The following is a 13,091-nucleotide window of genomic DNA, read 5'->3' as shown; positions in this document are numbered from 1 at the left end:
CTTCTCTTAATGGAAAGGCTACGCGTAGCTTGCTTCCAGAAAATGCTATGGGAAGCCTCCAGCTACATGAATTTTGCCTACTAAATATTTCGGATAACACATATTTAGTTCACCAGATGTCTAATGGTTAGTAGTGGCGTGACAAGACAAAAATGTTGCAATAAATTTTATTGTGGGGCGGGCATCTTGCCCGCCAAAAAAGACGGGCTAGAGAGCTTATCCCACAAGAGTTTGCTAATGCACAAATTTAGCCTTGCCACGCCAGTAGTTGTTCTATTAATTACTAAACATTAAATATGGTGGCTCACTTCAGCCTGGGATTAATCGCTGGTATCACCTTAAAATTGGCGATTTTCCAAGGTTGTATAATCAATATTTGTTTTTGTTGCAAAGATGAAAATTCAGTACTGGCGGAACGCTCTAATAAATCTACTGTATTTCCAAGATTTAACCCTAAATCACTTTGCAAAGATAACTCGGCTGTTTCTCCGTGAGGTTCATAACATCGCAGAATTAATTGCTGTGGATCGTCTTCAGATGGCTTTAAGGCCATCAAGATTAAATTTTCAGCTGATAAATCTAGGAAACTTACTCCTTCAATAGTGCCGATAGCAGCAGTGGAGGGTTTTGCCAGTGGCCAATTGAATATCACTTGCAATGGTATATTCAATTCATAGCCACGCCGTACTGTATGGGCTGATTCCCAACTATCAGCATGAGGATACAAGGTATATTTAAACTCGTGAAAACCTCGATCGGCTTTTGAGTCTGGCCAATTAGAACTGCGTAGCAGTGTTAGACGGAGTTGGTTTGGTTTGCTGTCATAACCGTATTTACAATCATTGAGCAAACTGACACCATAACGATTTGGGATTGCGGTATCTTCTGTCTGTGTGTTTTCTGCTGTTAAATCAGCCCAACGCAAAGCAGGAACTTCCCATTTTGCTTGTTCTGCGGGAGTTTGCGGTTTAGTTGGGCGGCGAATCGCGCCACAGGGAATTTCATAAGTAGCAAAGTCGGCTTCAATATTTAGAGGAAAAGCAGCTTTCACTAATACATGATTTTCTTGCCAATTGACAGTTGTAGCAATGTTCAGCAGAGGTGAACCAGCTTGCAGAATATAGTCTTGACAAAATTCTGATTCACCCAACTGACGCACCACGCGCACACGACTTTGCACTGGGCCTTGTTCTAACCACTGAATAAATTGAAGATTTGTTGAGGGTAAGGGATGTTGAGCATAATTGGGGTCTATATTCCAAGCATCCCAATATTGCCCACTGTCTTTAAAAGCTTGCAGTTGATTCCCCGCCCCACTTAAAACTTCTCGCTGATAAGTTTTGTCAAAAACACTTGATAAATCTCCGGTGTCGGGATCTATAACAACTCGCAAGAATTCATTTTCTAAAATCCAGTCTGGGAAGAGTGCGGGAGATGAGGGAGAAACGCGATTCATCTCGTCTGTACTAGTGAGTGAAGGGGAAAGCCAAAATATGCGGTAGCCTACGGGTGGAATTTCGGTGGCGAGAAATAGTATAGTTGATGGTTCAGAGAGTTGGGAGACAAGCTGGTTTCCAGAAGTGTCGTAAATCTGCCAATCTTCTGCTGTAGGTAAGGCTACAGAGACTACCTCAGAACGTTGCCAATTGAGAGAATTGAAAACAAAAATAGGCAGACTATCGGGTTTTGGTGGCTCTGATAGGGTAATGTGAGATGCGATCGCTAAAAGTGATTCCTGTAATATTTTCGTTCCTACTTGTTCCACTTGCTGCCATTGGGGCAAGGCATCTGTGTAAACTTGGGTAATTGAAGAACCAGGTAAAATATCGTGAAACTGTTGAAATAACATTTGTTTCCAAGCTGCTTCAATTTCTGCTTTCGGATATGCCACACCACAGCTTACAGTCGCCAAGGTAGCAAATAGTTCAGCTTGATATAATAAATTTTCACAACGACGATTCCAGCGTTTTTGATCTCCGTGGGTAGTGTAGCAACCACGATGGAATTCTAAGTATAGTTCGTCATTCCAAGTAGGGAATGAGGAGGATGGGGAGGCAGGGGAAGAATCATGATTATTAACAGACGCGATGAATCGCGTCTCTACAAGTTGCTGTAAATACTTTTCAGCCGTCGTAAATTCTAAGTCTGGGAACAAAGGTGACTTTTGCCAGCGTTGGGCGGTTTCTAACATATCACGGGTGGGGCCGCCGCCGTGGTCGCCGACACCGGGAAGCCAGAGGGATTCTGGTAAACCAGTTTGAGTTTGCCATTCAAGAGCGTAGGATGCCATTTTAACTGGGTCTATAGCTTCACCGATGGGTGCAGACATCAAACTAAAGACTTCGCTACCGTCAGGCGATCGCCACCAAAAAGCCCCATAATCAAATTTAGTAGTATCATTCCACCGCAACTTCTGCGTCACAAAATACTCAATTCCGGCATTAGCGAAAAACTGCGGTAAAGTTGCACAGAAACCAAAAGAATCTGGAACCCATTCCACAGTTGAAAGCTTGCCAAATTTCTCCTGAATGTAGCGCTGACCATATAGTAGCTGACGGACTATTGATTCACCAGCAATTAAGTTGAGTTCCGGTTCCACCCACATTCCGCCGACAACTTCCCAACGTCCGGCGGCTACCTGTGCTTGAATTGCCCTAAATAAATCCGGGCGATGTTCTTCAATCCAAGCATAAAGTGCGGGACTTGAATGACAGAAAATTAACTCAGGAAAATCTGCTTGCAACTTCAGAACCGACTCAAAAGTATTTTGCGCCGCATTCCAAGTTTCACTTACAGGCCATAACCATGCTAAATCTAAGTGAGCATGACCCAACAAGAAAATTTTAGATTTTTGATCCCCCCAACCCACGCCACTTGCTCCACTTGGGGAGACCCCAAGACCGCAGTGGCTCCCCTTCAAAAGGGGGGCTAAGATATCGGATTGAATTAAATTTTGGCGTAGAGATAAAAACGATCTTACTAACTCTTCCTTGGCGTCTTTGGCGTCTTGGCGGTTCGTAACCTCCCCCACCATCGCCGCCAAAACATCCAACTTCTCCGGCGCAAATTTTTCCAAATAAAGTTGCACCACAGCTAATTCATCAGCCACAAAACCCGGATCGGGATTATTATCAACATAAGACTCATAAACTAGGAGCGATCGCACTAAAGCACCATCACAATGTCCCGGACTGACTAACCGCAAAGCCACAGTGAATTCTTCCCCTGGCGTCACCCCTTGACTGAGAAGCACTCTCGGCGAACAATCAAATAAATCACCCTCCAGCACTAACTCGCCATTTACATAAATCTCAGCAGAATCCGCCCACCAAACCAGCGCCAGCCGCAAAGATAACCCCGCTAAGGGATAACCGTGTAAATCTTGGGGAACTACCAATCTTTGCACTAGCCATAGCACTTTTTTCCCACCCGTCCAAGCAATATGTTCTTTAGCATTCAACTGGACAGGTTGCCAATGAGACAAATCAGCAGCTACAACATCAGTAATAACTAAGTCAGATTCCTGATACAGCCACGTAGACTGGATATTAACTTGACAAAAAGAGCGTAGTTGCTCAATTGCTTGGGAGATAAATTTGGTCTGGGATTGAGAGACAGTCGGGGTCATATATTCGCTAAGATGAGGTGTTGGTCGTTTTTATTGTTTGGCACGAGTCTCACAACTTAACAAGACTTGAACTAAAAAATTACTACTATGTCTTCTGGTTCCTCTGGTCGTTATCAAAGCAGACTATTTAACTTTGTCCACCAGCAATCTCGGCGGGTGACACAACAGTGGGAACATACCTTTCGGCATTTGCAAGTCGCCACTAAGTGGGGTGTCGAGGTACTACTTTACCCAGTGTATCTACTGTTTCAGTCATCTGAATCATCTGGGAAAACGCTACATACTAGAGAACCACAAACTAGATTAAAGTTACAACCAAATGATACCGATTTCCAGCCTGAAACTCTACCCGATGCTGATAGTCCCATTCAAAATGTACTAGAGGCAGTCAATCACCTGTCACCAGATGAACCCGCTTCCACTCCTACGAAAGCATCTGAACATTTCAATCCCTTGGCGTTATTGGGAGTTTTTCGGCTGAAATTCGTTGAAAAGAACTCTAATCTTACTCAATCATCAAATATTACCGCTAATCAAGCTCTCAGTCTCAACCCTTCACAATTAGACAATGCCCTTCAACAACGTCTTCCAATAGTGCAAGGAATTGCCACAAATTTGATGAATCGAAATTTAGTACTTGTTACTGCCGACAATGAAATTCTAGATATCTTAACACCCAAACAACAGGCAAAATTAGAAGACCGAATTATTAACGAAGTTGCTAATTACTGGCAGTGTTGGCGTTTGATTGTAGCTAAAAAAGAAACGCAGCTACTACCACAAATTGACCGATTATTAGCAAAACTCACTGACGCAAATCCAGCTAAAATTCCAGTTGTAGCTGAGGGTATACCAAAAAATTTACTTAATACAAATAGATTATTAGCATTTATAGATATAGCCATTGCTAAGTTGGAATCGAATGCTTTAGTCCCAGTGCAAGAACGCAGTCAGGAAGTTATCCAAGTTGCCCAAACACAGTTAAACATATTTCTTTATGGCAAAGAGCAATTAGCTGCAAAGGGAGACATTGCTCCTAATGCTGATGGTTTAGAGACTCATTCACAGAATTTTCAGGCTTTGATTGAGGCGGCGCTTAATTACTTTTTTGGTGTTGGTAATAGAAAAACACTTGAGACAACAATTAGTAATGAGATGCCAGGTAAACTCTTTTCGTCACGCCTTAAAAAAGCCTTATCCAAAAGCCCTGTGGAAGAGAACCAGGATTTCACAAACGATCCTTGGCTAACGTGGAATGATTTATTTGGTGACACCAAAACCGTTGCTGACAAGTCAGTTACACTTTCTGAGGGGAAAAATCCTGCTTTAGCCCCAAGTTTATCAATAAGGCATTTTCCACAAAAGAATTTGAGTGTAAAACAACCTAAATTCGGATCTGGTTTGGTACAAAGAAAACAACCAAGTAGTAATCTCGCCTCAAGTCAAAAAATATCTGGAAAAGTCGCCTCTGTAAAACAAACTCAAACCCGTATTTCCCAAACTAAAAGCGAGAGTCGTAAAGGGGAAATTTTGCAACAGCAATTTCACCAAAGTAGTCAAGTTGAGGCACAGCCAGACTGGATAGAAACAAAAGCAACTTCAACTGGCTATGAAAAGCACCCCTTAGAGCAACTTTTAGAATGGCTTGATTATATTATGGTCTGGCTAGAAGAAAGATTTGTAAAGGTTTTTCAGTCGTTGCGGCAGCTTTGGCAAGGGAAATAAGACTAATTCGTAATTCGTAATACTCGCCAAAGGCGAGAAGCAAGCTACGTAATTCGTAATTAAGACTTGTCAGATTGCATTTGGGTTTCTAGATTTACATCTGTAGCCTGATTTGGGAGAGTTGGTATAAACTGGTATATATTTTTTAAGAAATTATAGGACGAATGGTACTTACTTAAGCAAAAGCTGTTCACAGATACCCTACATATTCTTGAATGCGTGAATTTGGAATTTTGAATTGTTATTGGTGGTTGTCTAAGTGAAAATTATTGTTTACTGTAAATACTTCAATTTCAAAAATCCATTAGATAAACCGAAAATTGAGACGTTTGTGGTAAATCTGCCTCAAATCCCGAAGATAGGTGAAACAATTGTAGTCGAAAGAATTTCACCGCAAAAGCAGTTTGTAATTATCTTTGAATACATTGTGACAGCAGTACAATTTAATGCATCTAGGGAATCAGCTGATTCAGTAGATGCCCAGGTAAGTGCATTTTTGAACCACTGTTGGGAGGGAACATCAAATTTCAAAGTTACAAACTTTTTAGAAAAATAATCTCTTACCACAATATATGATTTCTATTTGTCGCAGTGTATGCATGTCTTCCCCTGTGGGTACTGTCTGTTTAATTGCTGCGGCTAGCTCAACTAAATCTTGCCTTCCTGCTTTAGCCGCTTCTATGACAGCAATTTCTTCTTTCCACACCCGTTCCAGTTGACTTTTTAGTAGCTCGTTGGGAGAATACGTAAAAAATTAACCCTATGATTGACCATAGCGATCGCCTAGCTTCTCGTAAAGAAGGCAGATTTACAGGTGTTGGAGGACTTGAACTGTATTACCAAAGCTGGCATCCAGAGGGTAAAGTCCGGGCAATATTAACCATTGTGCATGGACTTGGAGGGCACGGCGATCGCTACAGTAATATCATTGAACATTTGATACCCAAGCAATACGCTATCTACGCCTTAGATTTGCGCGGTCATGGACGCTCACCAGGTCAGCAAGGCTATATCAAGGCTTGGAATGAGTTTCGTGAAGACTTGGGAGCTTTTTTACAGTTAATTCAGACTCAGAATCCTGGATGTCCAGTTTTTCTCTTGGGTCACAGCTTAGGTGCGGTGATTGTCTTAGATTACATTCTGCGCTATCCCCAACAAGCATCATTATTGCAGGGTGCGATCGCTCTCGCGCCAACCTTAGGGAAAGTTGGGGTTTCACCGATTCGGGTACTTTTAGGAAAAATGCTCTCACGGGTGTGGCCGCGTTTCACCCTGAATACAGGCATTGACATCAGCACTGCTTCACGAGATCCGCAGGTTTTAGCTGCGATATCGCTCAGGATACACTGCGACATACCCTTGCTACTGCCCGTCTGGCTACAGAATTCTTTGCAACAGTTGATTGGATTAATGCTCATGCAGGTGATTGGCAATTACCATTATTAATTCTCCACGGTGGTGCAGACCGAGTAGCTTTGCCAGCAGGAAGCGACATTTTTTGCCAACAAATAAACTGCAAAGATAAGCTGAGAATTGAGTATCTGGGAGCCTATCATGAGATTCAGAGTGACCTCAATTATCGAGAGGTAATGGCTGATTTGGAAGATTGGTTAGAGCGACACCTACCATCTGAGATAGCGCAGTTAGCACGGGAAAATACTGAGTTAGAGTTTCCTAGTTTTTAGAACCTAAATTTTAAAAGCCGATCTGCATCTGTTGGTGTTAACGGGACTTAAACAAAAGTTAAGAGTGGAAAAGAGTATAATACTGTCTCAGTAATCGTATATTAAAATGTAGAGTTAGTTATTTACATTATCTGAAAAATACGTTGCTGAGGATTGAGAGTTTTTTGTAGCTAAGATAGGTTTTCCATTTACTCCTCCACGACTAAGAGTACGAATTTTATAAAAGTTTTCACACTCAAAGATTGCTAGAACTAGCTCTTTCCCAGTTTGGTAAGAGGATGGCAAAGGTTTACCTACCTCGCATTCCATATCAATTTCGTTATCACGCCACTGTAACTTCCAAATGCGCTTTTCGGTTATTGGTGCTTTAAGAGACTGAGCAAGAGCACTATACACCTGCTCTGCTTTGATATCATCCTTGGCTGCTGGCACAAAAAACTTCATAGGCTGAGGCTACAAATAACGTAGGTTTCATTAGCACCAGCGTAACGCAGTTACCAAGGCAATCTGCTCCCATCCCACGAGAAAAAGTGTCCACTATCGCCTTCTTGAAGCTGTTCGATGACAGCCAATAATTGGGTAACAGTACGTTCCACTGAAAATAATTTTTCCGCAGGGACATTTCTCTGGAAAGGACGAGAAAGGCGGGTATCAGTTGTACCAGGATGCAATGTTACTATTAATGCTTTCGGACAACTTCTTTTATACTCAATTGCCGCAGTTCGCATCAACATATTGAGTGCTGCTTTAGAAGCCCGATAGCCATACCATCCACCAAGTTGGTTATCGCCAATACTGCCCAATTTAGCAGAAATAGTGGCGAACACGCTGCGTTCTCCATGACGAAACAGAGGCAATAAATGTTTAGCCAGTAAGACAGCACCAATACTATTTATCTGAAAGTAGCGCAGCAAATTTTCTGAATCGATCTGTCTTAAGCTTTTTTCAGGTTGCAAAGTATCTTCGTGTAACAGTCCTACACAGTTGACTACCAAATGCAATTTGTCAACTTGAGTATGTATTTTTTGAACAGCTTTAATAATCTGTAACTCGTCAGTAATATCCATCTCCAAACAAATTAATCGCTCAGGATATTCGTTTGCAAGAGCTATTAACTCTGAGGCCGATTTCGGTTGACGAGAAGTTGCATAAATTTTAGCTATTGGGCGATTTTGTAGCAATTTTTTCACAAAACCTAAACCAATACCTTGGCTGGCTCCCACAATCAAAGCATTGACAGGATTAATTTCATTGATAAAAGACATTAGAGCAAAGCGCCACCACAACTAGAACCACACCCAGCAGTACAACCATAGCAATAAGCAGCAGTTTGTACCTCATTAATCAGGTCTAAATTGCCAGCTTCTAACAATTTGCCAACTGTCAAAGTTTCACCATTACGAGTTTTTGCAGGCAGATTCATCATTTGGTTAAAGTCACAATCATATACATTGCCCAGATAGTCAATTGAAAGTTCATCGCGACACATTAAATGTTCAACTGTGCTGGGATTAAAATGCGACTCTAAAAACTGCAAATAGCTAGCGTACAGTTTTCTCCGTTCTAAATGCATTTTGGTTCTACCAACTGGTAGGTTGGTAAAGGTGAAGAGGTTGTTAAACACAATATTAAAATGTTCTTGTAAGAACATTTTGTAATCTCGTTCTAGGTTGCTCTGTTCGGGAGCTAAAGAAAATTTTTCATTGGTGGGTAACTGGGGATTAAAAACTAAGTCCAGAATTAAATGTTGGTCTTTACCATAGCCGAGTTGGTTAAGCCACTGCAAAGCTTTGACTGAACTATCAAAAACACCAGTACCGCGCATTTTATCAACATTAGCTGCTAGGTAACAGGGTAGAGAAGCTACAATTCTTACTTGATGTTTAGCAAAGTATTCTGGTAAATCACCAAATCCATCTTCAAAATAAATCGCCAAATTAGACCGGACAATTACTTGTTTCCCAGTTGCTTTTGCTGCTTCTACCAGTGGCTTAAATCCATAATTCATTTCAGGTGCGCCACCAGTCAAATCCACAATTTTAATTTCGGGAAATTTATGGATTAGTGAAGTCAATTGTTCGCAAATTTCAGGAGAAAGTTCTTCTGTACGTTTTGGCCCGGCTTCGACATGACAGTGTGTACAAGCAAGATTACAACGTTTGCCTAGATTAACTTGTAAAACAGTGATTCCTTTCTTTGTCAAAGGTGAACTGAGTTTATTTTGAAAGGCTGTGACTGCTGGATTTCGGATAATTTTTGCTTGAGTTTGCATTAGTTACTACTCCTAAAAAATTGCACAACAATATTCAATTTTTCTAACCTTGCAGTAATCTGTAGGCGATCGCACTAATAATTGCAGCAGTTGGTAAAGTTAAAACCCATGATAGTAGAATCTGATAAAAAACACGAGTATTAGATTTAGATTTTTTGTTAATTAATCCAACACCAAAAATAGAACTAACTGAAACGTGAGTCGTAGAAACTGGAAGCCCAAACCGAGTAGCTGCAATGACGAGAACTCCAGTTACTATATTTGCTGATAAGCCTTGAGTATGATTCATTGAAGTAATCTTTTCACTCATAGTTATTGCAACTTTTTGGGAGTTGAGTAAACCGCCAAGTGCCATTGCGATCGCTATCAAAATCGCTCCTCCCTGAATCGAGAAATACTCAATAATTAGGATGAGTGAAACAATTTTAGGAGTATCATTGAATCCTCTAGCAAAACTGACAATTCCCGCGCTGAAAAAATGACAAGCATCAATCATTTTTTGGTTGACTGGTAGATGCCATTTGGAATTAATATAGCCAGATAAGCTGTAAATTCCTGCGGACAAGGGAATAGCAATGATTGGACTGAGTAATAAAGGCAAAATAAAGGAAGTTCCTAAAGCTGCAAAATTAACTTGTAGTCCGATCGCAACTAATCCAGCGCCAACCAGCGCACCTGTTAAACTATGAGTTGTGGAAATGGGAAACCCCATCAGGCTAGCAATGATTACAGTCAATCCAGTGGCGATCGTGATTGCAAGATGAAACTCTGGAGAATTAGCGATCGCATCAGGTAATAGTCCTTTTCCAGAGAAGTTTTTAATTAATGCTCCTGCTAAAAAAATCCCAGTTATTGCACCAGCAAAAGTTGTGAAAGTTGCCCATAAAACTGCTGTTTGATAGCTGCTAGTTCGGCTACCAAACAGCGTTGCTACACCTTTAAAATTATCATTCGCTCCATTTGAATATGCTAAAAAAAGCGTGGCTAAAAATAGATTTATTAACAACATTTTTGAGTTTATAAAAAAGAAGTCATAGTTCAGAATCTAGAATTCAGAATGTAATTAGTGAAATATTTAAATTGTGCATTCATCATCCAGTTGCACCGAACCATTCTGAATTCCAACACCTGAATTCTTTCTGAATAAATTAACAGCAGCCACCACCGTTATAATGCCAAGTTGAATTGGTAACAATTATTTCTGTTGGGTTACTAGCAGCAAGTTTAGCAGCCGTTTTATCACACACCGCAGTCGGAATACCTAGCTGAAGTATATGACCTGCCAAATCGTCAAAGAAGGGTTCAGAACCAGCATAAATTGCTGTTTTTCCAGTGAAAATGCAAGCACCATCTTCTGGAATGACAACTTTAAATGAGACTGAATCCAGACTTTCTAAAAGTAGGTTTTCTTCTAAATTATAAGTCTGGGAATCTAGTAGGCGATAAGGACGACGGGCACGAATTTCAACTTGACCAAAACCAGCATTTATAATCTTTTCAGTATACTCTTGATATGTGAGTGCGCCTGATAAACACATGGCTCTTAGCCGCTCATCATCTTGAAGATGTGTTGGAATGGGACGAGTCGCAATTGGATCGCTCATCTGCAAGCGTCCACCTGGTTTTAACACCCGATATGCTTCTTTTAAAGCACGAGTTAAATCTTCTGGTTCAAAGATGTTGAAAAGACAATTTTGTGCCACGATATCGACGCTACCATCAGCAACAGGTAAGTTGAAAGCATCACCTTCGCGGATTTCGACAAAGCTGGTGTTAAACCAGGGGTTTTCTTGAGCAGCAATTTCCAAATTACGTGCAGCTGCTTCTTGCATGGCCTCAATCGGTTCAACGGCAATTACAGCACTTGCATAACGGGAAAAATAAGCGAATTGCAACGCTTCTAAGCCGCCACCAACACCGACATACAACACAGTAGGTTGGTTTCCTAATTCGGTGGGGTGAACAGTGGTGCCACAACCATAATTCATTTCCTGCATTGGCAAAGGAATTTTCAATCCTGGTAGTTGCAGGGGCGTACTTTGTACACAACAAAGTCCAACTTGCGGGGTTTGGGCAACTTCGCGGTAGAATTGCGCTGCTGTTTCTAGATAGGTCATGCCACTTTGAGTTTTGGATTTTGGATGATGATAGCTTTGTGCATCCTAATATAATTAACTCTAAGTTGGATGAGTTTTTGTAGAGATTGCCAAAAACGCCAAAGTTTGCTATGGTAAAATCTTTTGCTTTTGGGCAATAGGCACTGAGGGAATAAGGAAGAATTATTAGACTTCTTGGCATTTGTGGGGAAGGGGGAAGGGTAAAAGGTTCTGCAAAAGTCCCCTTCCCCTTTACCCTTTTCCCCAAGAGTGCAAAAAGCACTTTTGCCAAGAGGTCTAATACCCAATCCCCAATTCAATCATGTAATGTGTAGCCAACACCAATCACAGTTTGAATGAGACATTTTTCGTTATTGGCTTCAAGTTTCAGACGCAGGTAGTTAATGTAGGGTTCAATGATGTTGGCATCGCCCATGAAGTCATAACCCCAGACTTCCTCTAAAATGCGATCGCAGCTAATTATCTGTCGCGGATGGGCCAACAAATATTCTAGTAAATCAAATTCCTTCGCAGTTAACTCAATTAACCGCCGATCTCGGTACACTTGCCGCGTGCGACGATTTAAACTTAGGTCTTCAAATTCTAAAACATCTGCGTACTCTACTTGATTGCTTCTTCGTAGGCGAACGCTGACTCTGGCTAATAATTCATCAACGCTGAAGGGTTTAACCAGGTAATCATCAGCACCAGCGTCTAAACCTGCAATGCGATCGCTTACTTCATCTTTAATGGTTAATAAAATTATCGGCACTTTCTGGGCGATACTCCGCAGGCGGCTGCAAATTTCCCACCCCGACAAACCAGGCAACATCCAGTCTAAGATTACTAAATCCAGATGCAACTCCCTGGCTGCGGTGAGTGCAGTTAATCCATCGTAGGCAATACTGACTTGATAGCCTTCATAATTCAATTCCAATTCGATAAATCGTGCCAGTTTGACCTCATCTTCAATCAGTAAGATGTGCGTCATGATGATCTTAATAATTTCAGCAGGATACGGGAAGCAACAATAGTGCCAGCTACTTAATAGCCAAACATCTAATTAGGTGTACGTTAGCTTAGTATAAACCTAAGTAAGTAACAACCGTAAATCTGCAATTACCGATCGCTGCTCGATCGAAGAACAATCCAACTGGCGATCAGCAATAAGCTGTGATATCTTCACCACATTCATCGGCGAGATAACAGAGCGCTCTAAAACGCAAACCAACCACTTCCTCGTATAGAGGATTTAATTTACACATAGGTGGAATATGAAATAGCTTCCGGCCAAGCAGCATGATGTCTCGCTCAAAGGGACATTGAGCAGGAATAGCTTTGCATAGAAAATGAGCCAATTTGGAGTTATGAATTTCTATCGTTTCCAACCACTCGCGGACTGGGTGCAGTAGGTCATTGTGTGAGCGAACTTGAATAAAGCTTGTCATAATTTTTCACCTTGATAATTTCAAACTAGATTGAGTTTTTTGTATTTGAACCTCTATAAATAGATACAGATCGGTTTTATAGTTTTATGCACTTATTACTTTTTCTTTGGTTCTCTACAGAGGTAGAAATTGTAGTGTTAACTACACATTCAAGTACTACAGTTCCCGATAATTTGTCCTGACTTTTCACTTCATATTGAAAAATCTATCCAAAACCTAACCTCCTAACCTTTCTCT

11 protein-coding genes and 1 pseudogene are annotated in these 13,091 nt (G+C 41.1%); 3 read left to right on the top strand and 9 right to left on the bottom strand.

The features are described from left to right. Positions 1–304 precede the first annotated feature (304 nt). Positions 305–3,628 (bottom strand): alpha-mannosidase, encoded by a 3,324-nt coding sequence (locus NSTC731_RS06095; RefSeq protein WP_445630022.1) that lies wholly within the window; start codon positions 3,626–3,628, stop codon positions 305–307. Between the two features lie 87 nt (positions 3,629–3,715). Between NSTC731_RS06095 and NSTC731_RS06090 the strand changes: the two genes are divergently transcribed. Beyond that, on the top strand, positions 3,716–5,353 hold the full coding sequence (locus NSTC731_RS06090; RefSeq protein WP_445630021.1) for a hypothetical protein: 1,638 nt from the start codon (positions 3,716–3,718) through the stop codon (positions 5,351–5,353). A 259-nt stretch (positions 5,354–5,612) separates the two neighbouring features. Continuing rightward, positions 5,613–5,909: a hypothetical protein gene (locus NSTC731_RS06085; protein ID WP_322671179.1), complete on the top strand. Its 297-nt coding sequence runs from the start codon at positions 5,613–5,615 to the stop codon at positions 5,907–5,909. On the opposite strand, the gene NSTC731_RS06080 is transcribed toward NSTC731_RS06085, so the two are convergent. Then, positions 5,898–6,059, bottom strand: a complete 162-nt coding sequence (locus NSTC731_RS06080) for a hypothetical protein (protein WP_445630020.1) — start codon at positions 6,057–6,059, stop codon at positions 5,898–5,900. The two genes, NSTC731_RS06085 and NSTC731_RS06080, sit on opposite strands and share 12 nt — an antisense overlap. A 56-nt stretch (positions 6,060–6,115) precedes the next feature. Here NSTC731_RS06080 and NSTC731_RS06075 point away from each other — a divergent pair. Next, a pseudogene (locus NSTC731_RS06075) lies at positions 6,116–7,038 on the top strand (alpha/beta hydrolase). Between the two features lie 114 nt (positions 7,039–7,152). Here the strand turns inward: NSTC731_RS06075 and NSTC731_RS06070 are convergent. The 7 genes from NSTC731_RS06070 to NSTC731_RS06040 form a co-directional block, all read right to left on the bottom strand. Next, complete coding sequence (locus NSTC731_RS06070) at positions 7,153–7,470, bottom strand: hypothetical protein (RefSeq protein WP_445630019.1); 318 nt, start codon at positions 7,468–7,470, stop codon at positions 7,153–7,155. A gap of 62 nt (positions 7,471–7,532) precedes the next feature. Next, positions 7,533–8,303: an SDR family NAD(P)-dependent oxidoreductase gene (locus NSTC731_RS06065; RefSeq protein ID WP_445630018.1), complete on the bottom strand. Its 771-nt coding sequence runs from the start codon at positions 8,301–8,303 to the stop codon at positions 7,533–7,535. Continuing rightward, entirely contained in the window at positions 8,303–9,310 is a 1,008-nt protein-coding gene (gene arsS / locus NSTC731_RS06060; protein WP_445630017.1) for an arsenosugar biosynthesis radical SAM (seleno)protein ArsS, read from the bottom strand. The genes NSTC731_RS06065 and arsS overlap by 1 nt, the downstream gene beginning before the upstream one ends. Before the next feature lie 43 nt (positions 9,311–9,353). Continuing rightward, positions 9,354–10,319, bottom strand: a complete 966-nt coding sequence (locus tag NSTC731_RS06055; protein WP_445630016.1) for an anion permease — start codon at positions 10,317–10,319, stop codon at positions 9,354–9,356. A 139-nt stretch (positions 10,320–10,458) separates the two neighbouring features. Further along, positions 10,459–11,427: an arsenosugar biosynthesis arsenite methyltransferase ArsM gene (arsM, locus tag NSTC731_RS06050; protein ID WP_445630015.1), complete on the bottom strand. Its 969-nt coding sequence runs from the start codon at positions 11,425–11,427 to the stop codon at positions 10,459–10,461. Positions 11,428–11,722: 295 nt separating this feature from the next. Continuing rightward, a complete protein-coding gene (locus tag NSTC731_RS06045; protein WP_445630014.1) occupies positions 11,723–12,397 on the bottom strand; it encodes a response regulator transcription factor in 675 nt (224 codons plus the stop codon). 169 nt (positions 12,398–12,566) lie between these two features. Then, a complete protein-coding gene (locus NSTC731_RS06040) occupies positions 12,567–12,854 on the bottom strand; it encodes a Mo-dependent nitrogenase C-terminal domain-containing protein (RefSeq protein WP_445630013.1) in 288 nt (95 codons plus the stop codon). Between the last annotated feature and the right edge of the window lie 237 nt (positions 12,855–13,091).

It is taken from the genome of Nostoc sp. DSM 114167, from assembly GCF_052692655.1.
This window is presented reverse-complemented; position numbering and strand designations above follow the sequence as displayed.